This is a genomic window from Ramlibacter sp. Leaf400 (assembly GCF_001424545.1).
Lineage (GTDB): Bacteria > Pseudomonadota > Gammaproteobacteria > Burkholderiales > Burkholderiaceae_C > Ramlibacter.
Genome location: NZ_LMQL01000010.1, coordinates 264390 through 290016 on the forward strand (window position 1 = coordinate 264390; position 25627 = coordinate 290016).

The window sequence follows — 25627 nt, forward strand, 5'->3', positions numbered from 1 at the left end:
GTCTAGCCGTCGGAATCTTTGGAACGCGAAGCGACCGCGCGGGCGATCAGCGCGTTCATGTCGGCGGCACGCTCGGTGGTGCGGTCGAACTGGAAATGCAGCGTCGGCACGGTGTGGATGTGCAGGCGCTTGAACAGGCCGTTGCGCAGGAAGCCGGCGGCGTGGTTCAGCGCCTCCTCGCACTCGTGCGGGTCGCCCACCAGCACGCTGAAGAACACCTTGGCGTGCGCGTAGTCGGGCGTGACCTCGACCGTGTTGATCGTGACCATGCCCAGCCGCGGATCCTTGATCTCGCGGATCAGCTCGGCCAGGTCCCGCTGGATCTGGTCGGCGACCTGGTAGCTGCGGTTGGGTTTTCCGGTCTTCTTCATCGAGGGGCGCGAACCCCGCTCGCGCGGGGCCCGCGTTCACCTTACAGCGTACGGGCGACTTCCTTGATCTCGAAGACCTCGAGCTGGTCGCCTTCCTTGATGTCGTTGTAGTTCTTCAGCTTGATACCGCACTCGAAGCCTTCCTTGACCTCGCGCACGTCGTCCTTCAGGCGCTTGAGCGACTCGATCTCGCCGGTGTAGATCACCACGTTGTCGCGCAGCAGTCGGAAGTGCGCGTTGCGGGTGACCACGCCCGACGTGACGTACGAGCCGGCCACGGTGCCGATCTTGGAAGCCACGAACACGGTGCGGATCTCGGCCGAGCCGATGATCTCTTCGCGCTTTTCCGGCGCCAGCATCCCGGACATGGCGGCCTTCAGCTCGTCCACCGCGTCATAGATGATGTTGTAGTAGCGGATGTCGACACCGTTGCCCTCGGCCAGCTTGCGCGCACCGGCATCGGCGCGCACGTTGAAGCCGATGATCAGCGCCTTGGAGGCGATGGCCAGGTTGATGTCCGACTCGCTGATGCCGCCCACGGCCGCGTAGACCATCTGCACCTTGACCTCTTCGGTCGACAGCTTGACCAGCGACTGCGACAGCGCTTCCTGCGAACCCTGCACGTCGGCCTTGACGATGATCGGCAGCATCTTCACTTCGCCGGCGGTCATGTCCGAGAACATGTTCTCCAGCTTGGCGGCCTGCTGCTTGGCCAGCTTGGTGTTGCGGAACTTGCCGGCGCGGTACGTCGCGATCTCGCGCGCACGGCGCTCGTCGGTCAGCACCATGAACTCGTCGCCTGCCTGCGGCACTTCGGTCAGGCCCTGGATCTCCACCGGGATCGACGGGCCGGCCGACTTGATGGTCTTGCCGTTCTCGTCGAGCATGGCGCGCACGCGGCCGTAGGTCTGGCCCGCCAGCACCACGTCGCCCACCTTCAGCGTGCCGGACTGCACCAGCACCGTGGCGACCGGGCCGCGGCCCTTGTCCAGCTGCGCTTCGATAACCAGGCCCTTGGCGGCGGCTTCCACCGGCGCCTTCAGCTCCAGCACTTCGGCCTGCAGCAGCACCTGCTCCAGCAGTTCCTCGACGCCCTGGCCGGTGAGGGCCGAGACGCTGACGAACGGCGAATCGCCGCCGTACTCCTCGGGCACCACTTCCTCGACCACCAGCTCCTGCTTGACGCGGTCGGGGTTGGCGCCGGGCTTGTCGATCTTGTTGACCGCCACCACGATGGGGACGCCCGCCGCCTTGGCGTGCTTGACCGCCTCGCGCGTCTGCGGCATCACGCCGTCGTCGGCCGCCACCACCAGGATGACGATGTCGGTGGCCTGCGCGCCGCGGGCCCGCATGGCCGTGAAGGCCTCATGGCCCGGGGTGTCCAGGAACGAGATCACGCCGCGCGGCGTTTCCACGTGGTACGCGCCGATGTGCTGGGTGATGCCGCCGGCTTCGCCCGCCGCCACCTTGGCGCGGCGGATGTAGTCCAGCAGCGAGGTCTTGCCGTGGTCGACGTGGCCCATGACGGTGACGACCGGGGCGCGCGGAAGCGCGTCGGCGGTGGCCTGGCCCACTTCTTCCTCGGTGAAGGCCTCGGGGTCGTCGAGCGCGGCGGTGACCGCCTTGTGGCCCATTTCCTCGACCACGATCATGGCCGTGTCCTGGTCCAGCGGCTGGTTGATGGTGACCATCTGGCCCATCTTCATCAGGGCCTTGATCACCTCGGACGCCTTGACGGCCATCTTGTGCGCCAGCTCGGCGACCGTGATGGTCTCCGGCACGTGCACTTCGATGACGCGCTGCTCGGCCTGGACCTGCTGCGAATCGTCGCGCTGGTCGCGGTCGTTGCCGCGGCGGCCACGCGGGCCCCCACGCCAGCTGTTGCGGCCGACACCGCCCGAGGCGTCGCCGCGGGTCGGGATGGCCTTCTTCTTGGACGGATCGGCGGCCCAGCTGGAGGACAGCTTGGCCGACTTGACTTCCTTGCCCGCACCCGGGCCGGCCGGGGCGGCGCCCGGGGCGCGCGCCGTGACGGCGGGCTTGTGCAGCGTGCCCTTGGCGGCCGGCTTGGCGCCGTCACCCGGCTTGGCGACCGGCTTGGCTTCTTCCGGCTTCTTGGCGACCAGCACCTTCTTGGGCGCGGCCATCATGGCGCGGATGGCCTCGGCTTCCGCCAGGGCCTTGCGGCGGCGTTCCTCGAGGTCCTTGGCGCGGGCGGCTTCCTCGTCGGCGCGGGCCTTGGATTCGGCCTCGGCGCGCGCGCGGGCTTCCGCGGCGGCGGCCGCACGGGCAGCAGCAGCCGCGGCGGCCTCGGCGCTGGCTTCCGCCTGCGCCTGGGTCTGGGCGACCTTCTTCTGTTCCTCGTTGGCGGCGTAGGCGGCGGCGCGTTCCTCGGCCTCGCGCTCGCGGCGCTCCTGCTCTTCGCGCAGGCGGCGCTTCTCGACCAGGTCGGCCTCCTGCCGGCTGATCAGCTCGGCCTGGCGGCGCGCCTCTTCCTCGCGACGGGCCAGTTCGGCGTCGTCCTGGCGGGGCGCGGAAGGTTCGTGCAGCTCGGCTTCAGGCGCTTCGACGACGGCGGTGTCGCCGCCCTCCTCGCGCTTGACGAAAGTGCGCTTCTTGCGCACTTCCACCTGGATCGTGCGGGCCTTGCCACTGGCATCGGCCTGCTTGATCTCGCTGGTGGACTTCTTGACCAATGTGATCTTCTTTCGCTCGGGCGAGGCCGTGCCGTGGCTGGCCTGCAGGTAACCGAGCAGCTTCTGCTTGTCCGCCTCGGACAGCGCGTCGGTCGGCGCGGACTTGGCCACGCCGGCGCTGCGCAATTGCTCAAGCAGCGTCTGGGGAGATTTCTTGAGTTCGCTGGCGAACTCGGCGACGGTCGTACTGGACATATGTTCTCGAACCCTCCATCACGTCACGCTTGCGCGGTCGCACCGGAAAACCAGTGTTCGCGCGCTTTCATGATCAGGGCTTTGGCCTCGTCCGGAGACTGGCCGGTAATCTCGGTCAACTCGTCGACAGCCAGATCGGCCAGCTCGTCACGAGTCTGCACGCCGGCCTCGGCCAGCTGGGAAATCAGCTGCGGGCTGAGGCCGTCGAGGTCGCGCAGGTCCTGCGAGACTTCCTCGACGCTCTCTTCGCGCGCGATTTCCATGGTGAGCAGCGCATCCTTTGCACGGGCGCGCAGCTCATTGACGGTTTCCTCGTCGAAGGACTCGATCTCCAGCATCTCCTGGATGGGCACGTAGGCCACTTCTTCCAGGCTGGTGAAGCCCTCGACGATCAGGATGTCGGCGATTTCCTCGTCCACATCCAGCTTTTCCATGAACAGGCTGCGCAGGCCGCTCTGTTCCTCGGCCTGCTTCTGGGCCGACTCGTTGGCGTCCATGATGTTGATCTTCCAGCCGGTGAGCTCGGAAGCCAGGCGCACGTTCTGCCCGCCGCGGCCGATGGCGATGGCGAGGTTCTCCTCGTCGACCACCACGTCCATCGCGTGCTTCTCCTCGTCCACGACGATGGAGGTCACGTTGGCGGGCGCCAGCGCGCCGATCACGAACTGCGCCGGGTCCTCGGACCACAGCACGATGTCGACGCGCTCGCCGGCCAGCTCGTTGGTCACCGCGTTCACGCGGGTGCCGCGCACGCCGACGCAGGTGCCGATCGGGTCCACGCGCTTGTCGTGCGACAGCACGGCGATCTTGGCGCGCGAGCCGGGGTCGCGGGCGCAGCTCTTGATCTCCAGCAGGCCCTGCTCGATCTCGGGCACTTCCTGGCGGAACAGCTCGATCATGAACTCGGGCGCCGAGCGCGACAGGATGATGGGCGCGCCACGCAGCGTCAGGTCCACCTCCATGATCATGGCCCGCACGCGGTCGCCGTTGCGCAGGTTCTCCTTGGGGATCATCTCGCCGCGGCGCAGGCGCCCTTCGACGCGGCCCGACTCCACGATGATGTCGCCCTTGTCCATGCGCTTGACCGTGCCCACGAAGATCTTGTCGCCACGCGACATGAAGTCGTTGAGCAGCATCTCGCGCTCGGCGTCGCGGATCTTCTGCAGGATCACCTGCTTGGCGGCCATGGCGCCGATGCGGCCGATGGGCAGCGAGTCGACCGGCTCCTCGATGTAGTCGCCCTCGTCCACGTCGTCCACGCGCTCGCGGGCGTCCATGAGGAGCTCCTCGGCGTCGGGGTTCTGCAGCCCCTGGCTGTCGGGCACGACCAGCCAGCGGCGGAAAGTCTCGTAGTCGCCGCTGTCACGGTCGATGGCCACGCGGATGTCCACCTCGCCCTGGTACAGCTTCTTGGTGGCCTGGGCCAGCGCCGACTCCACGGCGCCGAACACCACGTCCCGCTCCACGTTCTTCTCGCGCGAGATCGCTTCGACCAGCATCAACAATTCGCGATTCATCACGACTCTCCTGTCTGCCTGGGCCTGCGGCCCTTGAAATCCACTACCGGCGCTAGGCGCGCCTCCTTCAATTCGTCCAGCGTGAAGCCGATCGCCTGCAGCGGCGGCGGCTCCTTCTTGCGGCTCACGCGCTGCCCCGGCTTGGCCGCGGGCTCCTCGCTCCACACCAGCTGCCAGCCGCCCCCCTCGCCCCGTCCCAGCTGGCCGCGAAACTTCTTGCGGTTGGCCGACACCTGGCCGGCGCCCGCGGCGCCGACCGGCGCCTTCAGCGTGATGTCCACCAGCTCGCCGGCGAAGCGCTCGAAATCGCGCTCGCTGCGCAGCGGCCGGTCCAGCCCCGGCGAGGACACTTCCAGCCGCTTGTAGTCGACGCCCTCGACCTCCAGCGCATACTGCAGCTGGCGCGTGACCTTCTCGCAGTCCTCGACGTTCACGAAGCCTTCCTGCCCCGGCGCCCACGGCAGGTCGATCGTCACGCGCAGCAGTCCGCCGGCGGAGCGTTCAATCTCCACCAGCTCATATCCCAGTCCGGTCACGGTTTGCTGGGCGATCTCCTGCAGCGCCACGGTTCTCGTCTGTTCCTTGCACCGACCAGGCCCGATGCCAAAAAGGCGACGGGCAAAAAAAAAGGGCCGGTGAGTACCCGCCCGTCCTGGTCGTGAAGCAAAGATTGTACCGCGAGAGCGGCTTTTACGCAACTGCGAGGAGGCCGATCAGCCCAGAGGATCGCGTCCCGTACGCCTGAGCTTGGCCTCGGACTGGTGGCGCTTGTCGGCCAGGCGTCGACGGCCCGCTGAAGCTGGGGGCCGCGTCGCTTTCCTCAAGTGCGGCGGCTCGGCCGTGCCGTCCACCAGCTCCTGCAGCCGCTCCCAGGCCTCGGCCCGGTTCATGTCCTGGCTGCGGTGGGTCTGGGCCTTGAGCACCACCACGCCCGCGCGGCTGATGCGCCGGTCCTGCAGCGCCAGCAGGCGGGCCTTGTGGTCGGCCGGCAGGGACGACGCCCGGATGTCGAAGCGCAGGTGGACCGCGCTGGAGACCTTGTTGACGTTCTGGCCGCCGGCGCCCTGCGCCCGCACGGCGGTGATCTCCACCTCTTCCGGCGGAATGGGCGTGTGCCTGCGCTCCAGCGCCATTCAGGCGGCGGCGGCCACCAGGGCGCGGGTGTAGTCGTGCGAGGGCTGCCCCAGCACCTGGTCGACCGGGCCGGATTCCAGCACCTGGCCGTCCTTCATCACCAGCACGTCGTGGGCCATGGCGCGGATCACGTCCACGTCGTGGGTGATCAGCAGGTAGGCCAGGCCCTTCTCGCGCTGCAGCCGCTGCAGCAGGCCCAGCACCTGCTTCTGGATGGTGACGTCCAGTGCGCTGGTGGGCTCGTCCAGCACCAGCAGCCGGGGACCGACGATCAGCGCCCGGGCGATCGCCAGCCGCTGGCGCTGGCCGCCGGAAAACTCGTGCGGATAGCGGTCGAGCAGGCCGGGAAACTGCTTTTCGGTCAGGCCGACGTCCGCCAGCGCCGCCAGCACGCGCTCGCGCCGTCCGGGCGCGGCCAGCTCCGGTTCGTGCACCAGGAGGCCCTCGCCCACGATCTCCTCCACCGTCATCCGGGGCGACAGCGAGGAGAACGGGTCCTGGAACACCACCTGCACCTGGCGCCGCGCCGCCTTGTTGGACGCGGCGTGCAGGCCCCACTGGTGGCCTACCACTTCGAGCTCGCCACGGTGCGGCATCAGCCCCAGCGCCGCCAGCGCCAGGGTGGACTTGCCCGAACCCGACTCGCCCACCACGCCCAGCGTACGGCGCGCCGGGATGCCGAAGCTCGCGCCCTGCACGGCGATGAACTCGCCGCGGCGGAACCACCCCCGCACGCCGGGCACCGGCACCGGGTAGGCGACGCGCAGGCCGTCGGCCCGCATGACCTCGTCCTCGCCGCCCAGACCCTCGACCACGTGGCGCGCGGGACGGCTGTCGATCAGCTTCTTCGTGTAGGCGTGCTGCGGGTGGGCGAAGACGACGTTGACGCCGCCCTCCTCCACCAGGTGTCCGTTCTCCATCACGGCCACCCGGTCGGCGAACTTGCGCACCATGTTCAGGTCGTGCGTGATCAGCAGGAGCGCCATGCCGGTCTGGCGCTGCAGGTCGTCCAGCAGCGCCAGGATCTGCACGCGCAGCGTGACGTCCAGCGCCGTGGTCGGCTCGTCCGCCAGCAGCAGCCGCGGGCGGCAGGCCAGCGCCATCGCGATCATGGCCCGCTGTCTCTGGCCGCCGGAGAGCTGGTGCGGATACGCGTGGGCGCGCCGGTGCGGCTCCGGGATGCCGGTGGCGGCCAATGCCTCCACCGCGGCCTCCCAGGCCTGGCGCCGCGACAGCGCCTGCTTGAGCTCCAGCACCTCGGCCACCTGGTCGCCCACGGTGTAGAGCGGGTTCAGCGCCGTCATCGGCTCCTGGAAGATCATGGCGATGTCGTCGCCGCGGATGCCCAGGAGCTGCCGCTCCGGCAAGGCGACCAGGTCGACCGGCGCCCCGCCCTCTTTGCCCGGCGCCAGCATCGCCGAACCGCTGACGGTGGCGTTCTGCGCCAGGCCGAGCAGCGCCAGCGCCGTCACCGTCTTGCCCGAACCCGACTCGCCGACCAGCGCCAGCTTCTCGCCCTGGCGGATGCGCAGGTCTACGCCGTGCACCACCTCCTTGCCGCCGAAGGCGACGCGCAGGCCGTGGACGTCCAGCAGGGGCCCGCCGCTCATGTGCTCGCCTTCCGAGGGTCCAGCGCATCGCGCAGCGCGTCGCCCATGAAGGTCAGCAGCAGCAAGGTGATGGAGAGCACGGCGAAGGTGGACAGCGAGATCCACCAGGCGTCCAGGTTGGCCTTGCCCTGGTTGAGCAGCTCGCCCAGAGACGGCGTGCCGGGCGGCACGCCCAGCCCCAGAAAGTCGAGCGAGGTCAGCGCCAGGATGGCAGCGCTCATGCGGAAAGGCAGGAAGGTCACCACGGGCGTCATGCTGTTGGGCAGGATGTGCCGCCACATGATGCGGCCGTTGCCCACGCCCAAGGCCCGCGCCGCCCGCACGTAGTCCATCTGCCGGTTGCGCAGGAACTCGGCCCGCACGTAGTCGGACAGGCCCATCCAGCCGAACAGCGACAGCAGGATCAGCAGCAGCGCCACGCTGGGCGCGAACACCGCCGAGAAGATGATCAGCAGGTACAGCTCGGGCATCGAGCCCCAGATCTCGATGAAGCGCTGGAACGCCAGGTCGGTCTTGCCGCCGAAGTAGCCCTGGATCGCGCCGGTCGCCACCCCCAGCACCACGCCGATGGCCGTCAGCGCCAGCCCGAACAGCACGCTGACCCGGAAGCCGTAGATGAGTTGCGCCAGCAGGTCGCGCCCGCGGTCGTCGCTGCCCAGCAGGTTCTCGCGCGAAGGCGCGGCCGGGTTGGGGCTGCTGGCGAAGTAGTTCAGCGTCTTGGGGCCGTAGCGGTTGGGCGGGTAGACCGCCCAGTTGCCGCCCTGGGCGAGCTTGCGCTGGATGAAAGGGTCCAGGTAGTCGGTGGGGGTGTGGAAGTCGCCGCCGAACGCAGTCTCCGGATAGTCGCGAACCAGCGGGAAGTACAGGCTGCCCTCGTAGCGCACCACCAGCGGCTTGTCGTTGGACAGCACCTCCGCGAACAGGCTGAGCACCACCAGCACCGAGAAGATCACCAGGCTGACGAAGCCCAGGCGGTTGCGGCGAAAGCGCTGCCAGGCGCGGCGGCCGGGGCTGACGCTGACCGGCGCCTGCGCATCGCGGGCCGCGGGCTCGAGTTCCGGGGCCAGCAGGGCGTCAGTCAAGTTTGACACGGGGGTCCACCAGCACGTAGGAAAGGTCGCTGATCAGCTTGGTCACCAGCCCGATCAGCGTGAAGAGGTACAGCGTGCCCAGCACCACCGGGTAGTCGCGCCGGATCACGCTCTCGTAGCTCAGCAGGCCCAGCCCGTCCAGCGAGAACAGGGTCTCGATCAAGAGCGACCCGGTGAAGAAGGCGCCGATGAAGGCCGCCGGAAAGCCCGTGATGATGGGGATCAGCGCGTTGCGGAACACGTGCTTCCACAGCACCCGGCGCTCGTCCATCCCCTTGGCGCGCGCCGTCAGGACGTACTGCTTGCGGATCTCTTCCAGGAAGGCGTTCTTGGTCAGCATGGCCGTGACGGCAAAGCTGCCGAACACCATGGCCGTGACCGGCAGCGCGATGTGCCACAGGTAGTCGACCACCTTGGCGCCCACGCTCAGCTGCTCCCAGTTGGCCGAGGTCAGCCCCCGCAGCGGGAACCACTGCAGTTGCCCGCCGAACACCACCAGCAGGGCCACGCCCAGGACGAATCCCGGGATCGCGTAGCCCACCAGCACGATCAGAGTCGTCAGGAAATCGAAGCGCGTGCCGGCCCGCACCGCCTTGGCCACGCCCAGCGGCACCGCGATCAGGTAGCTGAGGAAGAACGTCCAGAGCCCCAGGCTGATGGACACGGGCAGCTTTTCCTTCACCAGCTCCCACACGTCCTTGTGCTGGTAGAAGCTGCGGCCCAGGTCGAAGCGCGCGAACTGCCCCAGCATCTGGATAAAGCGCTCGTGGGCCGGCTTGTCGAAGCCGTAGAGCTGGCGGATCTCGGCGATGCGCTTCTCGTCGATGCCCTGGCGGCCGCGGTAGCCCGCGCCGGTGGCCGCGGCACGCTCGCCGCCGGAGTCACGGCCCTGCAGTTGCGCCACCATCTGCTCCACCGGCCCGCCCGGCACGAACTGCACGATGGCGAAGGTGACCAGCAAAACGCCCAGCAGCGTGGGCACCATGAGCAGCAGTCGCTTGAGGATGTAGGCCGTCATGTTTCAGCGGTTCTGGGGCGACGCCCACCAGGTGGCCATGGCCCAGGTGTCGGCCTCGTAGTAAGGCGGCACCACCGGCGGCAGCACGAAGCGCTTCGCCCGGTAGCCGATGAAGAAGGCCCCGCTGAAATACTGCGGGATGGAATAATGGCCGTGCGACAGCACCCGGTCCAGGGCCCGCATGGCGGCGCTCAGCTCGGCCCGGGTCTTGGCCTGCACCACCTTCTGCAGCAGGTCGTCCACCGCCGGATCGGCGATGCCCCAGTAGTTGGCCGAGCCGTTGGTGGTCGCCGCCCGAGAGCCGAAGTACTCGAGCAGCTCGCCGCCGGGAGCCACCATGCCGGGGATGCGCCGGGTGGTGAGCTCGAACTCGAACTTGTCCATGCGCTCCTTGCTCAGCGAGAAGTCCACCTGCCGGTAAACCCAGCCGATGCCCAGCTTGGCCAGCGCCTGCTCGAAGGGCGCGACGATGCGCACCAGCGAAGGCTGGTCGTTCAGGAACTCGATGACGAAGGGCTCGCCCTTCTCGTTGCGCAGCGCGCCGTCGCGGTAGGTCCAGCCCGCCTCGCGCAGCAGGGCCTGGGCCTCGCGCAGGTTGTCGCGCAGGCTGCGCGGCGCGTTCGTGCTGGGCGACACGGGGATGCTGCCGAACACCTCCGGCCGCAGCTTCCCGCGCAGCGGCTCCAGCAATGCCAGTTCCTCGGGCGTGGGCGTGCCCTCGGCGTGGAAGTCGCTGTTCGGGAAGTAGCCCTGCACGCGCTTGTACAGGCCGTAGAACAGCTGCCGGTTCATCCACTCGAAGTCCATGGCCAGGGTGAGCGCCTTGCGCACCCGGATGTCCTGGAACTTGGGATTGCGCAGGTTGAACACGTAGCCCTGGAAGTCGCCCGGGTTGCGGTTCTCGAAGGTGGCCTTCTTCAGCTCGCCGCTGTCGAACTGCTTGCCCTTGTACTGGCGCGCCCAGTTGCGCGAGGTGAACTCGCGCATGAAGTCGAACTCGCCGGACTTCAGGCCCTCGAAGCGCGCCGTGTCGTCCAGGTAGATCTTGAAGCTGATGCGGTCGAAGTTGAAATGGCCCCGGCGCACCGGCAGGTCGCGCGCCCAGTAGTTCGGGTCGCGCTGGTAGGTGATGTCGCGGCCCATGCGCGGGTTGGCGATGCGGTACGGGCCCGAGCCGATCGGCACCTCGGTCACCACCTGGTCGAAGGGCTTGCCCTTGCCCCACTCGCGGCTGAACACCGGCATGCCGCCCACCACCAGCGGCAGTTCCGGGTTGGGCGACTCGAACTCGAAGCGCACCGTGCGCTCGTCCATTGCCACCGCCTGGCGCACCTCGGCGTAGATGGTGCGGAACTGCGGCGCCGCCTCCTTGCTGATCAGCGTGCGGAAGGAGTGCACCACGTCGGCGGCCAGCACCGGCTTGCCGTCGTGGAAGCGCGCCTGCGGCCGCAGCCGGAAGGTGACCGAGCGGCCGTCCGGCGCCGGCTCCACGTCCTCGGCCAGCAGGCCGTAGGCGGTGGTGGGCTCGTCGAAGTTGCCGGACAGCAGGCTGTCGAACAGCAGCCCGCCCATGCCGTAGGGCGGCGTGCCCTTGAGCGTGAACGGGTTGAACTTGTCGAAGTTGGTCGGCCGCGTGGGCGGGACCATGCGGATCTCGCCGCCCTTGGGCGCATTGGGATCGACGTAGGCGAAGTGGGTGAAGTCCGGCCCGTACTTGATGTCGCCGAACTGTGCGTACGCATGGGCCGCCCAGGAGGGCGCGGCCACCAGGGTCGCCAGCAGGACGAGCCAACCTTGCATGAGACAATTCTGCCGACTTTTCCAACACGCAAGACGCATGGGCTTCCTCTCCGGCAAGAAATTGTTGATCACGGGCGTGCTGTCCAACCGCTCCATCGCCTACGGCATCGCCAAGGCCTGCCACGCGCAAGGCGCGGAACTGGCCTTCAGCTACGTCGGTGAGCGCTTCAAGGACCGCATCACCGAATTCGCGGCGGACTTCGACTCCAGACTGGTGTTCGATTGCGACGTGGGCGACGACGCCCAGATCGCGAAGCTGTTCGCCGACCTCTCGGCCACCTGGCCGAAGTTCGACGGCTTCGTCCACGCCATCGGCTATGCGCCGCGCGAGGCCATCGCCGGCGACTTCCTCGACGGCCTGTCGCGCGAGGCCTTCCGCATCGCGCACGACATCAGCGCGTACAGCTTCCCCGCCATGGCCAAGGCCGCGGCGCCGATGCTCAACGACAAGGCATCGCTGCTGACCCTGACCTACCTGGGCGCGATCCGCACGGTCCCGAACTACAACACCATGGGCCTGGCCAAGGCTTCGCTGGAAGCGTCGGTGCGCTACCTGGCCGAATCGCTGGGCCCCAAGGGCGTGCGCGTCAACGGCATCAGCGCCGGCCCCATCAAGACGCTGGCGGCCAGCGGCATCAAGGGCTTCGGCAAGATCCTCTCGGTGGTGGCCGAGGCCTCGCCGATCCGCCGCAACGTCACCATCGAGGACGTGGGCAACGTGGCCGCGTTCCTGCTGTCGGACCTGGCGGGCGGCGTCAGCGCCGAGATCACCTACGTGGACGGCGGCTTCAGCCAAGTGGTGGGTGGCATCGCCGAGCCCGCCGCCTAGCATCCGCGCTTCCTTTCGAGGGAGCGCACGATGCGGGACTCACACTCGCCCAAGAACCTTTCGCGCCGCCAGGCGATCGCCTGGCTGGCCGCTGCCGGCGGCCTGGCCCCGGGTGCGGCCACGGCCGCGCCGGCGCTGATGCTGGCGCAGAACTACAGCCCATCGATCGACCTCGGCCGCTACGGCGTCAGCGAGAAGTACGACGGCCTGCGCGGTTACTGGGACGGGCAGGCGCTCTGGACCCGCGGCGGCGAGCGGATCCACGCGCCCGCCTGGTTCACCGCCGGCTGGCCCGCCACGCCGCTGGACGGCGAGCTGTGGGCCGGTCGTGGCCGGTTCGAGACCGCAGTCGGCATCGCCCGGACCCGGTCGCCCGATCCCCAGGCCTGGAAGGCCCTGCGCTACATGGTGTTCGACCTGCCGGCGCACCCGGGGCGGTTCCGCGAAAGGCATGCGGCGCTCGCTGCGCTGGTGCCGGCCGGCGGTCCGATCTCCGTGGTGGAACAGGCCACCGTGGGCGGTCATGCCGCCTTGCGTGCGTTGCTGGCCCGGACGGTGCGCGAAGGCGGCGAAGGGCTGATGCTGCACCGATGGGATTCGACCTACCGTGCCGGCCGCAGCGATGCCGTGCTCAAGTACAAGCCGGAGGACGATGACGATGCGCGCGTGCTCAAGCACCTGCCGGGCGAGGGGCGGCACGCCGGCGTGATGGGTGCGCTGCTGGTCGAGACGCCGCAGGGACTGCGGTTCCGGGTCGGCTCCGGCTTCACGGACGTGCAGCGCCGGCAGCCGCCGCGGGTGGGCAGCTGGGTCAGCTACCGGTACCGCGGACGGACCGAGGCGGGGGTGCCCCGGTTCGCCACGTTCCTGCGGGAGCGGCCGGATCTCGGAGGTTAAGCCAGCGCGCTGCGCGCGCCCCTGGATCCCCGCCTTCGCGGGGATGACGCCGGGTGATCAGGACGCCCGCACGCAGTCCGCGTAGTACCGCGTCTTGCCGTCCGCGCCGACCTCCTCCACCAGGCCGTGGATGTCGGTTTCGAAGCCCGGACAGCTGGCGTTGAACTCGCGCGAGAACTTCAGGTAGTCGACGATCTTGCGGTTGAACACCTCGCCGGGGATCAGCAGCGGGATGCCGGGTGGGTAAGGCGTCACCAGGGACGTGGTCACCCTGCCCTCCAGCTCGTCGATCTCCACCCGCTCGGTCTTGCGGTGGGCGATGTGGGCGTAGGCGTCGCTCGGCTTCATCGCGGGCGTCAGGTCCGACAGGTACATGTCGGTCGTCAGCCGGGCGATGTCGTACTTGGCGTACATCTCGTGCACGTGCTGGCACAGGTCGGCCAGCCCCATGCGCTCGTAGCGCGGATGCTGGGCGCAGAACTCCGGGAGGATCCGCCACATCGGCTGGTTGCGCGCGTAGTCGTCCTTGAACTGCTGCAGCGCCGTCAGCAGCGTGTTCCAGCGGCCCTTGGTGATGCCGATGGTGAACATGATGAAGAAGCTGTAGAGGCCGGTCTTCTCCACGATGATCCCGTGCTCGGCCAGGAAGCGGGTGACGATCGAGGCCGGGATGCCGGTCTTGGCGAACTTGCCGTTCAGGTCCAGGCCGGGCGTGACCACGGTGGACTTGATCGGGTCCAGCATGTTGAAGCCCTCGGCCAGGTTGCCGAAGCCGTGCCACTTGGCGGCGCGCGCCTCGCCCTTGATGATCCAGTCGTCGGCCCGGCCGATGCCCGACTCGGCCAGCCGGTCCGGTCCCCAGACCTTGAACCACCAGTCCTTGCCGTACTCCTGGTCGACCTTGCGCATGGCGCGGCGGAAGTCCAGCGCCTCCTGGATGCTCTCCTCCACCAGGGCCGTGCCGCCGGGCGGCTCCATCATCGCGGCGGCCACGTCGCAGCTGGCGATGATCGAGTACTGCGGGCTGGTCGAGGTGTGCATCAGGAACGCCTCGTTGAACAGGTGGCGGTCCAGCTTGTTGTTCTTGGCGTCCTGCACCAGCACGTGGCTGGCCTGGCTGATGCCGGCCAGCAGCTTGTGGATGGACTGGGTGGCGTAGACCAGCGACTTCTCCGGCCGCGCCCGCTTCTTGCCCATGGCGTGGAAGGCGCCGTAGAAGGGGTGGAAGCAGGCGTGCGGCAGCCAGGCCTCGTCGAAGTGCAGCGCGTCGACGTAACCGTCGAGCATGCCCTTGATGGTCTCGGTGTTGTACAGGACGCCGTCGTAGGTCGATTGCGTCAGCGTCATGATCCGCGGCTTGACCTGCTCCGGGTCGACGCCGGCCAGCAGCGGGTTGGCGCGGATCTTGGCCTTGATGGCCTCCGGCGTGAACTCGCTCTGCGGGATCGGGCCGATGATGCCGAAGTGGTTGCGCGTCGGCTTCATGAACACGGGGATCGCCCCGGTCATGATGATGGAGTGCAGGATGGACTTGTGGCAGTTGCGGTCCACCACCACCACGTCGCCCGGCGCCACCGTGTGGTGCCAGACCATCTTGTTGGACGTCGACGTCCCGTTGGTCACGAAGAAGCAGTGGTCGGCGTTGAAGATGCGCGCCGCGTTGCGCTCGCTGGCCGCCACCGGGCCGGTGTGGTCCAGCAGCTGCCCCAGTTCGTCCACCGCGTTGCAGACGTCGGCGCGCAGCATGTTCTCGCCGAAGAACTGGTGGAACATCTGGCCGATCGGGCTCTTGAGGAAGGCCACGCCGCCCGAGTGCCCCGGGCAGTGCCAGGAATAGGAGCCGTCCTCGGCGTAGTCCAGCAGCGCCCGGAAGAAAGGCGGCTGGATGCCTTCCAGGTAGCTCTTGGCCTCCCGGATGATGTGGCGCGCCATGAACTCCGGCGTGTCCTCGTACATGTGGATGAAGCCATGGAGCTCGCGCAGCACGTCGTTGGGCAGGTGCTGCGAGGTCTTGGTCTCGCCATAGAGGTAGATCGGCACGTCGCTGTTCTTGCGCCGCACCTCGCCGATGAAGTTGCGCAGGTTCAGCACCGCCGGGTCGGGGTCCGGGCCCGAGGTGAACTCCTCGTCGTCGATCGACAGGATGAAGGCGCTGGCGCGGCTTTGCTGCTGCGCGAACTGCGCCAGGTCGCCGTAGCTGGTGGCGCCGAGCACTTCCATGCCCTCGGCCTCGATCGCCTGGGCCAGCGCGCGGATGCCCAGCCCGGACGTGTTTTCCGAGCGGTAGTCTTCGTCGATGATGACGATGGGGAAGCGGAATTTCATTGGGGTCGGCCGGGGGGCCGGAAAGTCAAGGCGCGAAGTGTATGCAAATCGGCCAGCGCGGCCGGTGCACCCGCCTCACCCACAATCCGGCCGTATCGACATTTGAACGAGGACGGAGGCCCAGGATGGCGGATTCGACGGTGTGGTGGCTGCTCGCGGGCGCCGCGGTGGCCCTGGAACTGGTCACGGGGACGTTCTACCTCCTGATGCTGTCGATCGGCCTGGCGGCCGGCGCCCTGGCCGCCCATGCCGGCGCCGGGCTGACGGTGCAGCTGCTGGCCGCGGCCCTGGTGGGCGGCGGCGCGGTGGTCGGCTGGCACCTGGTGCGCGGCCGGCAACCCGCCGGCCCGACGGCCTCCGCCAACCCCGACGTCAACCTGGACGTGGGCGAAACCGTGGTGGTCGACGCCTGGCAGGCCGACGGCACCGCCCAGGTGCGCTACCGCGGCGCCAGCTGGACCGTCGTGCAAATGCCCGGCGCCGCTCCCCTGATCGGCACCCACCGCGTGCGAGAGGTGGTCGGCAACCGCCTGGTCGTCGAGAAGATCTGAACAACAACCCCCGGAGAAGAAACCCATGGAAATCGCTCTCGTCCTGCTCGTGATCGCGGGCATCTTCGTCGTCCGCTCGGTCAAGGTGGTCCCCCAGCAGCACGCCTGGGTGGTGGAGCGGCTGGGCAAGTACAACGCCAGCCTGTCGCCGGGCCTGAACTTCCTGGTGCCCTTCGTCGACCGGGTGGCCTACAAGCACAGCCTCAAGGAGATCCCGCTGGACGTGCCCAGCCAGGTCTGCATCACCCGCGACAACACGCAGTTACAAATTGATGGCATCTTGTATTTTCAAGTCACAGATGCTATGCGCGCCAGCTACGGCTCTTCTAACTACATAGTGGCAATCACCCAGCTCGCCCAAACGTCGCTGCGCAGCGTGGTGGGCAAGCTCGAGTTGGACAAGACGTTCGAGGAGCGCGACATGATCAACGCCTCGGTCGTGGCGGCCATCGACGAGGCAGCCCTCAATTGGGGCGTAAAGGTCCTTCGCTACGAGATCAAGGACCTGACGCCCCCCGAAGCGATCCTCCACGCCATGCAGCGCCAGATCACGGCTGAGCGCGAGAAGCGCGCGCTGATCGCGGCCTCCGAGGGCCGTCGCCAAGAGCAGATCAACATCGCCACCGGCGAGCGCGAAGCCTCTATCGCGCGTTCGGAGGGCGAAAGGCAGGCTGAGATCAACAAAGCCCACGGCGAAGCGGCTGCGATCATCGCCGTAGCGGACGCGACCGCCGAGGCCATTCGCAAGGTGGCGGAGGCTATCCGCCAGCCCGGTGGCGAGCAGGCGGTCCAATTGAAAGTAGCCGAACGCGCTGTGGACGCATTCGGCAGAGTGGCTCAGGATTCGACCACGACGCTGGTCATTCCGGCCAACATGAGTGAAGTGTCCGGGCTCATTGCATCCGCAATGAAGATGATCTCAGGCGTTCAAAGCTCTGTGATCAGCGCGGGTCGGCCCGGTCAGTAGGGGGGGGCGTGCTATGGGTGTGTAGGTAGCCCATGCCGCGCAAGAAGTCGCGATAGGCGTTCACCGAGACATTGAAGACTTCCTTCGCAATGGCGTCACCGGTGACGATCTCGCCATCCGCAGTAACGACAGCGAGGCGTGCCGTCCGACCATTGACTGTCACGCTTATGCCGTTGATCCCGCTTGCGCTGATGATGACGCCCTTGACGCGCCCAGTCTCCTGCTCGCCGATTAGCACGTTTTGTCGCTCCAGTTCTTGGTAGCACATATTATCCCAATTCGGGATAACGCACACTGCCGGGCACAGTCGTCGCCGTGCCTCATGCCCTTGATTCGCCAACCTATAAGAAGCTGCGCCGTGCTCTTACGACAGCCAGATCGCGATCGGGCATGACGCAAACAGACTTGGCAGTGAGACTTCGTCGCCCGCAGTCATTCGTCAGTAAGTACGAGAGCGGGCAGCGCCATCTGGACGTGTTGGAGTTCATTGAGGTATGTAAGGGGCTCGGCGTTTCTCCGGTCGCTGTTCTGAATGAAGTCTTGGCGTAGCTAAGCCGAGACTGCCCACCCCCTGGCACGTTCAAACGCGCAAACGCACGCTGCTTATCCAACATAAGCAACTGCCATAGGGTTCGACGGACCCCTCGCAGACGAACAGGGCCGAACGCGCTGGCTAAGGGTTTGTCGCAAGCTTCCCTCGCGTACCAGCGAACAGCCATCCGTAGCGGCTCCGCTCATTTCTTGTTTTTTTAAGCGAGAATCTGGTTGTTTCTTGCGAAAAGATGATCAGGCGCGCAACATAAGCCCGGCCCGGCTCAGTTGGACGCCGATTTCCTTGCTCCTACTGGATGTTCTGCCAGCAGCCCACTACCCACGGGGTATGAGTTGGAATACCATAACGCCTATGGACCCGCTCGACACCCTCATTGAACAGGAGCAAGCGAAGCTTCGCATCCTCGAAGCCGAGGTTGCCAAGCTGAAGCATCGCGTTCAAACGCTAGTCGGAATGCGCGCGGGGAGCGACATCGAGGCTTTCCTCAATGCCAAGGTGACTCTCCCGACGGTGACGCTCAGCGGAACGGCTGTGCCCTCCCCTACCCCCACCCCGGCTGCTCCCCATGCCGAACGGGTCTTCAACCAAGGCAGCTATGCGATTGCAACCAACGTCCCGCTGCTCGATGGGGGACGCCGAAAAAAGGGAGAAGTAAAGCGAACCATCCTGGCGCTCTACACGCTTGGGGAGGCCCGCAAGCTGTCCGACGCTCTACAGGAACTCAGGGAGAAGCATTACCCGGAGTTTGACTCGCGTCGCATGCGGTCCGAGGTCTGGACGTTTAAGAACGACGGCCTGCTTGAAAGTAGCCGCGAGGGCTATCACAAGCTGACCGACAAGGGACTTGCCTTCATCTCAAGGCAAGAAGGCGAAAGGCCGGGTGAGGCCGGCCTTTCTGGTGCAACTGAGTCTGGGCAAGACTTAATTTGATGAAAGGAATCCATCGTGCTAAGAACACATGGACAGCGACCCGAAGGTAAAGCTGTCTTGTTGGAGCTTAGCCGCTAGTGTTGCGAACTAGAGGCTCGGATTGTAGCACCTAGGGGTTGGAGCGATCCAACCCCTTTGTCGTTTCCCTTAGACAGTTCTTGCGACGTGCCGGTCAATACCCGCCCTCAGGTGGGTGAGCCTCCGCCCGCGTCGCCGGGCCCCCGGGCGGCGAGCAGGCGGTGCAGCTCAACGTGGCGGAGCGGGCGGTGGACGCCTTCCGCAACGTGGCCAACGAGTCGCAGACCACGCTGATCATCCCGGGCAACATGAGCGAGGTGTCGGCGCTGATCGCGTCCGCCATGCGGATGTTGCAGGCGGGGAAGCCGTCGGCTTGACATCTGTCCAATCGACTGTCCAGATGACTGTCTAAGTTCAACTCACCATCTGTACACCGGGCAAGCCGAGCCTAGACAGACACCGTTCGTCGACCAGATGCCACAAAACTGCCTAGTCTGTCTTGACAGATGACCTAAGACAGTTCAATCTACTGTCCAACGTCACTTGGACAGAGGTCGAATGTGTTGAGCAGCAAGGAAGTTCTGGAGCGCACGGGCATTTCCCGGGCGACCCTGAACAACTACATCGGGAGCGGCCTGCTGCCGCGTCCCGAGGTGCTGCCGCCCGGCCCCGAGCACGGCGCCGCGCCCCGCATCGGCTACTTCCCCGACGACACGGTCGACCGCATCACCGAGATCCAGCGCCTCAAGCAACAGGGCTGGAGCATCTCGCGCATCGCCGGCCACCTGGCCGGGGGCGCCCGGCTCGCTGCGCTGCCGGCCGCGCAGCCCGCCGCCCCGCAGCGGGTCGCCGAACCCACGCCGCCGTTCGCGACTGAGGCCCCCGCCCCGGTCCGGCCCGCGGCCGTGCATCCCGCTCCGGCGCCCGCGCCCTCGCCGCCTCCGGCCGCCGACCCCGCCGCCCGCCGCCGCATCCCGGCGCCCATCCTCACCCCCGTGGCCGTCCTGGTCAGCACTCTGCAGGACGCCGGGGAGCTGTGGCTGCAGCTGCCGGCGGGCGAGTACTTCGAGCTGGTCAACGAGGTCTGGCTGGAGCTGGACCGCATCTTCACGATGCATGGCGGCCGCCACGGCAAGCACCCGGGCGAAGGCATGGTCTGCCACTTCCTGCCGCTGCAGCCGCCCGCCAGCCACCTGTGGAACGCGCTGGCCGCCGCCCACCAGGCGCGCGAGTCCATGCGCCAGATCAGCAGCCGCTGGCAGGCCCGCAAGGGCTGGGACTTCGAGCTGTGCATGAACACCGGCGTGGACGAGGGCCAGGACTGGCTGGGCGCCCTGCGCCTGTCCGAGCCGCTGGAGCTCACCGTGGTGGGCGGCGCCGCCGACCACGCGGCGCAGCTGTCGCGCTCGGCCCGCGAAGGCGCGATCTGGATCACCCGAAACCTGGTCGGCAAGCTGTCGGCCGAAGAGCGCCGCCGCATCACCTTCGGCGTTCCGCGCGCCGGCCGCGTGGGGCCTGATCGGCGCGTGCTCTCCAGCTTCTCCCGCCTGGCCGACCTGGCCGCCCCCCTTGCAGGCTCGCCGGCGGTCCCCGCCGCCCTGGCCGACCTCCCCGTCTCCGAACTGCTGGACCTGGCAACGGTCCTGCCGCCTTCTTCGACTCAGTTGCCGGCCAGGCCCGAAGCCTGAGGACACCAGGAAGGAACACACCATGCGCTGGTTCAAGCCCAATCTGCGGAACAGCCTCCACGCCATCTTCAGCGCCAGCCTGAGCGGGCACCGACCCGACGAGGACGACGAAGAGACGCTGGTCAGCATCGAGGACATCCGCACCCGGATGGTGGAGCTGCTGTCCTCGCAGACCGACGAGCGCGCGGCCATCCTGCGGCGGCGGCTGCGCTACGCCGACAGCGTGGAGTCGCTGTGGTTCATGCGCGGCGAGCTGATGGCGCTGATGTCCAGGACGCTGGGCGAGGCGGCATCGCTGGAGAAGATCGCGTCCGTCAGCGAGATGTTCGACGACCTGCTGCCGCAGGGGCTGCGGTCGAGGCCGAGCCCGCTGGGAAGGTCCTGATCCTCTCGCCGGCCTTGGAGGTCTTCACCTCCTGACGGCTCAGGTCAGCCCGCCCTTTTCTTCCCGGTCGCCCGCAGTCCCAGCAGCACCACCGCCACGGCGATCCCCAGCGCGCCACCGGTCGTATCGATCAGCACGTCGCGCACCCGCCCCGCGCGCCCGTCCGCCAGGAACTGGAGCGCTTCGGTCAGCGTCCCCACCAGCAGCACCCCCGCCAGCGCGAACCGTGCCCTCACCCGGCCGGTCAGGTGGAGCGCACCGCCCAACAAGGCGAACCCCAGGAAGTGCCCCACCTTGTCAATGTGCAGGTAGGCCGGGAAAGGACTGAGCAGATCGTTCTTGGGCCCGACGGGCATCAGGGTGGCGACCAGGATGCACATCAGCATGACGAACGCGAAGACCACGGCGGGCCGGGACCTCAGGTGGGCTGCTGCGGAGGAAGGGGGGCGTGACTGCACTGGATGGAAGAGCCGGGGAATGGCGGTGGACGGTTGCCGACCATTGTTCCATGCTCGACCGCGCGCCTTTAATGCCTCAGCGTTACACGCGGACATGGCTGAGGCTTATGGCTTACCTGTGCAACACACGGTGTCGCTACCTCGGCCGAAGAATCTTCCTGAGCGGGCGAGAACCCGCGCTGCCCAGGGAGGCACATGGCCATCAGTCCGATGCCGGACGCGCTGCACGCAAGCGCGTCGAACCCCGCCTGCACCCGCAGGACCGCCGCGCCCGCGGCCATGGTGCTGGCCCTCGTGGTGCTGGCCGGATGTGGAGGCGGAGGCGGCGGTGGCAGCAACCCCGACGCGCCTCCACCCGCCGAGCCCCGGCTGGCCCTCGCCACCAGCCCACCCGCCCTCCTTCAGGTCACGCCCGCGCCCAACGTGCTGCCGATCGAACTCGGCCGAGGTCCGCGCGGCACGGCCTTCAACACCCCCTTCGTCTCCGTGACGGTCTGCCTGCCGGGCACCGCCACCTGCCAGACGATCGACAAGGTCCTGCTGGACACCGGCTCCTCGGGCCTGCGCATCGACGCGGCCGCGCTGGGCAGCCGCGTCGAACTCCCCTCCCTCACCACCGGCGAAGGCGCCCCGGTGGGCCAGTGCCTGCAGTTCGCCAGCGGCGTCACCTGGGGATCGGTGCGGCGGGCCGAAGTCCGGATCGCCGGCCAACGCACCCAGGCCGTGTCGGTCCAGGTGTACGACGAGCCATCGACACCCGCGCGCCCCCGGCCCGCCTCCTGCGGCGTGGGCAACGACCTCAGCCTGGTGCTGGACGCGAACGGCATCCTCGGCGTGGGCCCGCAGCGCCAGGACTGCGGCGCCGCCTGCGAGCGGGTCGCGCCGCCGGCGATCTACTTCGCCTGCTCGGGCGGGGCGTGCACGGCGACCTCCGTGCCGCGCGCCAACCAGGTCGGCAACCCGATCGCCGCCCTGCCGGCGGACAACAACGGCCTGGCCATCCTGCTGCCGGCCGTGCCGGCGGGCGGCGCCAGCATGGTCGCCGGCGCGGCGATCCTGGGCATCGGGTCGCGGCCCAACAACCCGCTCGGACCCGCGAGGGTGTTCGCGCCGGATGCGGAGGGGTTCCTGAGCACGACCTACCAAGGCGCCACGCACCGCGCCTTCCTGGACACGGGGACCAACAGCGTGCGCTTCCCGGATGCCGGGCTGCCCTTGTGCGGAGCGTTCTATTGCCCGCCCCAGCCCGGCCGGCTGACGGCGACGATCACCTCGGCCGAGGGCGTTGCGAAGGACATCGACTTCGCCTTCGAGGCGCCGGACCGGGTCAACGCCGATGCGATCGCCGCCAGCATCGCCGGCGGCGGCCGGCTGCCGCACCACGTGAACTGGGGGCTGCCGTTCTTCTTCGGCCGCGTGGTGCACGTGGCGATCGAAGGGGCGGCGACGCCGGCGGGGCCGGGGCCTTACTGGGCGTTCTGAGCCCGAGTCAACAGCACAAAGAAAAAGGGCCCGGAAGAACCGGGCCCTTGGCATTCACGCGCGGTGAATCAAGAGCCGCCGGTCACCTGGGTCACCGAAGCGCTGGTGATCTTGTTGCCGCCCACCAGCACATCGCCGTTGGACTGGATCACCACGGTGGTGGTGACGGGCGCCGACACGGTGCCGTTCAGGGACACGGTGGCCTGCACGGTGGCGGAGCCGCCCTCGGCCGTGACGTTGGCGGTGTTCAGGTCGATCGCGCAGTCGGCAACGGTGACGCTGGCACCCAGTTGCAGCGGGTGCGGCGCGGTGAACGTCGAAGCCGTCACCGTGAAGATGCACGAGCCGAACCCGAGGTTGCCGGTGGCGGTGTTGCCACCAGCCGACACGCCGAAGGTGGGCGTAGCGCCGGCGGTGATGGTCAGGGTGGTGGCCTGGCCGGTCGTGCCGAAGGACGGCACGCCGCTGGCAAACGAGATCGGCTGGGCGTTCAGGGCCTGTGCAGCCACAGCGCCCGTCTGGGGATTGATCGCCACGGGCGGCACGTCCGCCGCCACGGCGGTGGTGTCATCGCCACTGCCGCCGCCACAAGCCACGAGGGCCGCGGCAGCCAGGGTGGCCAGCAAGTACTTCGAAATTCGCATTTCCCTCTTACCTCGTGTCTTTGGGTTGTTCAGTTGGGTTCAGTGCCGGAGAGTACCTCAGCTGTATCAGGGCGTAAATAGGCCTGATGAGTTTGCAAGGCCAAAAGTTGGTTGACTGTGCCTTGCAAGTAACATCGCGCCCGCCATGCGCCTGCCCCCCAAGAAGTTTTCGACCCTGGCGCTCGGCCTCTTGGCCCTGCCTGCCGCCGCGGTAGACACCACGATGACGTCCGCCGGGTACACCGGCCTTAGCTTCACGCCCAATGCCCACCTGCTCTCGTGGGGACGCCTGGAAGCGGCCTACGAGAACCAACTTGCCGGCATCGTCCGCGACACCACAGGCCACAATTACGTGCTGGGGTTCGGGCTGTTCCCCAACGCGGAGATCGCCGGCCGCCTGGCGACCAACAGCCTGGACGCGAGCTGCCTGCAGCGTCCCGGCTGCGGTGCGCGAGACCTATCCGCGTCCGGCAAAGTGGCGATCGGCCTGGACGCGACGAACCGCTTCCGCCTCGCCGCTGGCGCCACCGACATCGGCGGCGCAGTCACGTTCTTCCGCACGTACTACGGCGTGCTGACATACACCGAAGGATCGCTCGAAAGCAGCGCGGGCGTGGCTCGCCGAAGCGGGCCCGGTCGGGATGGATCCCGCTCTCCGCTGCATGGTCCATTTGCCGCTGTCGCCTGGCAGCCGATCCCGTTGGTACGAGGCCACATTGAGTACGCCGACGGCAATGCCTGGGCAGGCGTGCGCGTCTTCGCGCCCGCGCAATGGCTGCCCGAAGGCTGGTCGCTGTCGGCCGGCGCCAATGCGCGCCTGAACGCCAACAACCTCACCGAGCGCACCTGGTGGGGCGCTTCGCTCTCGATCCCGCTCTACAAGGTGCCGGCCCTTCCGGGGCGCACCGCAGCGCCCTTGCCGGCGCTGCAGCCCGGCCAGCAGCCGCTGCCCGCGTACGAGGCGCGCATCCCCGCGCCGGCCGCAGCGGTGCCGCCGGCGGCCACGCCCCCTGCCCCGCCGGCCGTCGCAACACCGACGCCTGCTGCACCTGCCCCCGTGGCGCCGCGCGCTGTCCAACCCGCGACCGACGCCCAGCTCCGGACCCTGGCCGACGCGCTCGAGGCCAAGGGCCTGGACGACATCTGGGTCGGCCGCATGGAAGACGGCACCGTGGCCGTCCGCGCCAACAACGCGAGCTACACCTGGAATTCCGCCGATGCCCTGGGCGCGGCCCTGGGCGCCGTGGCGCGCAGCCTAAGCGAGCTGCGCAGCGGCTATCGCCTCATCCTCACCGAGCGCCAGGTGCCGCTGGTGGGCGTGACCGGCCAGGCCGATTGCCTGCGCGAATGGATCGAGCAGCCCACCAACACCTGCACGGCCGGCCAGCTGTCGACACCCGGCACGCTGCCTCTGGAGCCGCTGCACGCGGGCGCGCAGTGGGTGGTCCAGCGCCAGAAGCCGGGCTGGCAGACGGTGCGCGTGCGCGTCAGCCCCGTGCTGCGGACGACGGTGGGCACCGAGGTAGGTGCGTTCGACTACGCCGTCGGCGCCAACGTCGCGGCGCAGCTGCCCCTGTGGGCGGGCGCGAGCGTGGACGCCGGCGTGAACCTGCCGATCACCGAAACCGAAGACTTCGAACAAGGCCGCGCCTTCTTCAACCGCCGCATCCCCTCGGGCCTGGAGCGCCTGTCGTTCACCCAGACCCTGCGCGTGCCGCTGCAGCAGTGGCTGCCGCCCGGCCAAGGCCTGCGCTGGGCGCCCAGCGCCCTCACCGCCCAGGCCACCGTGGGCCGCATCGGCACCTTCTTTGACGGCGCGCTGGGCGAACTGCGCTGGGAGCCGGGCGAAGGCCGGCACCGCTTGTCCGCCCAGGCGGGGCTGTTCCGGAACAACGACTTCGACGACGGCCGCGGCGCGCTCGGCCCGCTGCGCCGGGCCAATCCGCTGCTGGGCAGCTACCGCTACAGCGTGATGGCCACCCGCACCGACCTTGAGTTCACTGCCGGCCAGTTCATGCTCAACGACCGTGGTCTGCAGCTCGGGCTGCGGCAGTGGTTCGCCGACACCTCCGTCAGCGTCTACTACCGGCGCTCGGCCTTCGATGGCCAGCGCACGCGCCAGGTGGCCGGCATCGCGCTCTCCCTGCCGATCGGCCCGCGGCGCGACTGGAACCCAGTGCCGCACCTGCAAGTGGGCGGCACGCCCCGCATCTCGCATGCCGTGGAGACCACCCTCCGCGAGCCTAGAGGCGGCAACCCGCAGGCCTTTGGCACCGGCGTTCGCCCGCCCGTGCCTGGACTGGAAGCCACATTCAATTCCGACCGCTCGAGCCTCGCGTACTTCGAGGACAACATCCGCCGCATCCGCGACGCCGCCCGCTGACGTTTGCTGCACAGCGGCATGACAAAGTGCCCGGTTCCGCTGTGTGCCGGGACCGCACCGCACAAGCACATCGCTGAGAGCTCAA

23 protein-coding genes and 1 pseudogene are annotated in these 25627 nt (G+C 68.2%); 11 read left to right on the plus strand and 13 right to left on the minus strand.

Annotated elements, in window-relative coordinates:
• Nucleotides 1-2: 2 nt before the first annotated feature.
• The 9 genes from rbfA to ASG30_RS12300 all read right to left on the minus strand — a co-directional run bounded on the left by rbfA (nt 3) and on the right by ASG30_RS12300 (nt 11432).
• The gene (gene rbfA / locus ASG30_RS12260; RefSeq protein ID WP_055896640.1) at nt 3-371 is read right to left on the minus strand and encodes a 30S ribosome-binding factor RbfA; all 369 of its coding nucleotides are present in this window, start codon (nt 369-371) and stop codon (nt 3-5) included.
• A gap of 41 nt (nt 372-412) precedes the next feature.
• Nucleotides 413-3262 (minus strand): translation initiation factor IF-2, encoded by a 2850-nt coding sequence (infB, locus tag ASG30_RS12265; RefSeq protein WP_055896644.1) that lies wholly within the window; start codon nt 3260-3262, stop codon nt 413-415.
• 23 nt (nt 3263-3285) lie between these two features.
• Complete coding sequence (nusA, locus tag ASG30_RS12270) at nt 3286-4779, minus strand: transcription termination factor NusA (RefSeq protein ID WP_055896646.1); 1494 nt, start codon at nt 4777-4779, stop codon at nt 3286-3288.
• Complete coding sequence (rimP, locus tag ASG30_RS12275) at nt 4779-5345, minus strand: ribosome maturation factor RimP (RefSeq protein WP_055896649.1); 567 nt, start codon at nt 5343-5345, stop codon at nt 4779-4781. Before rimP ends, nusA begins: the two co-directional genes overlap by 1 nt.
• Nucleotides 5346-5492: 147 nt before the next feature.
• Entirely contained in the window at nt 5493-5912 is a 420-nt protein-coding gene (arfB, locus tag ASG30_RS12280) for an alternative ribosome rescue aminoacyl-tRNA hydrolase ArfB (protein ID WP_055896652.1), read from the minus strand.
• The gene (locus tag ASG30_RS12285) at nt 5913-7523 is read right to left on the minus strand and encodes an ABC transporter ATP-binding protein (protein WP_055896657.1); all 1611 of its coding nucleotides are present in this window, start codon (nt 7521-7523) and stop codon (nt 5913-5915) included.
• Nucleotides 7520-8605 carry an ABC transporter permease gene (locus ASG30_RS12290; RefSeq protein WP_442965689.1) on the minus strand — a complete coding sequence of 362 codons (1086 nt, stop codon included), beginning with the start codon at nt 8603-8605 and terminating at the stop codon, nt 7520-7522. The genes ASG30_RS12285 and ASG30_RS12290 overlap by 4 nt, the downstream gene beginning before the upstream one ends.
• Entirely contained in the window at nt 8598-9632 is a 1035-nt protein-coding gene (locus ASG30_RS12295; RefSeq protein ID WP_055896660.1) for a microcin C ABC transporter permease YejB, read from the minus strand. The genes ASG30_RS12290 and ASG30_RS12295 overlap by 8 nt, the downstream gene beginning before the upstream one ends.
• Before the next feature lie 3 nt (nt 9633-9635).
• Complete coding sequence (locus ASG30_RS12300) at nt 9636-11432, minus strand: extracellular solute-binding protein (protein WP_055896663.1); 1797 nt, start codon at nt 11430-11432, stop codon at nt 9636-9638.
• A gap of 37 nt (nt 11433-11469) precedes the next feature.
• On the opposite strand from ASG30_RS12300, the gene fabI reads away from it, so the two are divergent.
• Both fabI and ASG30_RS12310 read left to right on the plus strand, forming a co-directional pair.
• Nucleotides 11470-12261 (plus strand): enoyl-ACP reductase FabI, encoded by a 792-nt coding sequence (gene fabI / locus ASG30_RS12305; RefSeq protein WP_055896666.1) that lies wholly within the window; start codon nt 11470-11472, stop codon nt 12259-12261.
• Between the two features lie 30 nt (nt 12262-12291).
• Nucleotides 12292-13158 carry a DNA ligase gene (locus tag ASG30_RS12310; RefSeq protein WP_055896669.1) on the plus strand — a complete coding sequence of 289 codons (867 nt, stop codon included), beginning with the start codon at nt 12292-12294 and terminating at the stop codon, nt 13156-13158.
• A 57-nt stretch (nt 13159-13215) separates the two neighbouring features.
• Here ASG30_RS12310 and ASG30_RS12315 read toward each other — a convergent pair whose 3' ends face one another.
• Nucleotides 13216-15483: an arginine/lysine/ornithine decarboxylase gene (locus tag ASG30_RS12315; RefSeq protein WP_055896672.1), complete on the minus strand. Its 2268-nt coding sequence runs from the start codon at nt 15481-15483 to the stop codon at nt 13216-13218.
• 125 nt (nt 15484-15608) lie between these two features.
• Between ASG30_RS12315 and ASG30_RS12320 the strand changes: the two genes are divergently transcribed.
• Both ASG30_RS12320 and ASG30_RS12325 read left to right on the plus strand, forming a co-directional pair.
• Complete coding sequence (locus ASG30_RS12320) at nt 15609-16034, plus strand: NfeD family protein (RefSeq protein WP_055896682.1); 426 nt, start codon at nt 15609-15611, stop codon at nt 16032-16034.
• 25 nt (nt 16035-16059) lie between these two features.
• Nucleotides 16060-17001: an SPFH domain-containing protein gene (locus ASG30_RS12325; protein WP_055896685.1), complete on the plus strand. Its 942-nt coding sequence runs from the start codon at nt 16060-16062 to the stop codon at nt 16999-17001.
• On the opposite strand, the gene ASG30_RS12330 is transcribed toward ASG30_RS12325, so the two are convergent.
• On the minus strand, nt 16976-17269 hold the full coding sequence (locus tag ASG30_RS12330; RefSeq protein ID WP_055896688.1) for a hypothetical protein: 294 nt from the start codon (nt 17267-17269) through the stop codon (nt 16976-16978). The genes ASG30_RS12325 and ASG30_RS12330 overlap by 26 nt on opposite strands.
• Before the next feature lie 47 nt (nt 17270-17316).
• Here ASG30_RS12330 and ASG30_RS22135 point away from each other — a divergent pair, with 47 nt between their 5' ends.
• The 5 genes and pseudogenes from ASG30_RS22135 to ASG30_RS12345 all read left to right on the plus strand — a co-directional run bounded on the left by ASG30_RS22135 (nt 17317) and on the right by ASG30_RS12345 (nt 20575).
• Entirely contained in the window at nt 17317-17550 is a 234-nt protein-coding gene (locus ASG30_RS22135; RefSeq protein WP_082522063.1) for a helix-turn-helix domain-containing protein, read from the plus strand.
• Between the two features lie 355 nt (nt 17551-17905).
• Nucleotides 17906-18484, plus strand: coding sequence for a hypothetical protein (locus tag ASG30_RS12335; RefSeq protein WP_055896692.1), 579 nt, complete (start codon nt 17906-17908; stop codon nt 18482-18484).
• 221 nt (nt 18485-18705) lie between these two features.
• A pseudogene (locus tag ASG30_RS22140) lies at nt 18706-18879 on the plus strand (band-7 C-terminal domain-containing protein); the annotation flags it as partial.
• Nucleotides 18880-19065: 186 nt separating this feature from the next.
• Nucleotides 19066-20190 (plus strand): MerR family transcriptional regulator, encoded by a 1125-nt coding sequence (locus tag ASG30_RS12340; protein ID WP_055896695.1) that lies wholly within the window; start codon nt 19066-19068, stop codon nt 20188-20190.
• A 22-nt stretch (nt 20191-20212) separates the two neighbouring features.
• Complete coding sequence (locus ASG30_RS12345) at nt 20213-20575, plus strand: hypothetical protein (protein ID WP_055896699.1); 363 nt, start codon at nt 20213-20215, stop codon at nt 20573-20575.
• Between the two features lie 44 nt (nt 20576-20619).
• Here the strand turns inward: ASG30_RS12345 and ASG30_RS12350 are convergent, their stop codons facing one another.
• On the minus strand, nt 20620-20979 hold the full coding sequence (locus ASG30_RS12350) for a VanZ family protein (protein ID WP_055896702.1): 360 nt from the start codon (nt 20977-20979) through the stop codon (nt 20620-20622).
• Between the two features lie 249 nt (nt 20980-21228).
• Here ASG30_RS12350 and ASG30_RS12355 point away from each other — a divergent pair, with 249 nt between their 5' ends.
• A complete protein-coding gene (locus tag ASG30_RS12355) occupies nt 21229-22515 on the plus strand; it encodes a DUF3443 family protein (protein ID WP_055896705.1) in 1287 nt (428 codons plus the stop codon).
• 68 nt (nt 22516-22583) lie between these two features.
• On the opposite strand, the gene ASG30_RS12360 is transcribed toward ASG30_RS12355, so the two are convergent.
• Nucleotides 22584-23159, minus strand: coding sequence for a hypothetical protein (locus tag ASG30_RS12360; RefSeq protein ID WP_156385510.1), 576 nt, complete (start codon nt 23157-23159; stop codon nt 22584-22586).
• 145 nt (nt 23160-23304) lie between these two features.
• Between ASG30_RS12360 and ASG30_RS12365 the strand changes: the two genes are divergently transcribed.
• Nucleotides 23305-25542: a YjbH domain-containing protein gene (locus ASG30_RS12365; protein ID WP_055896710.1), complete on the plus strand. Its 2238-nt coding sequence runs from the start codon at nt 23305-23307 to the stop codon at nt 25540-25542.
• The last annotated feature ends 85 nt before the right edge of the window (nt 25543-25627 follow it).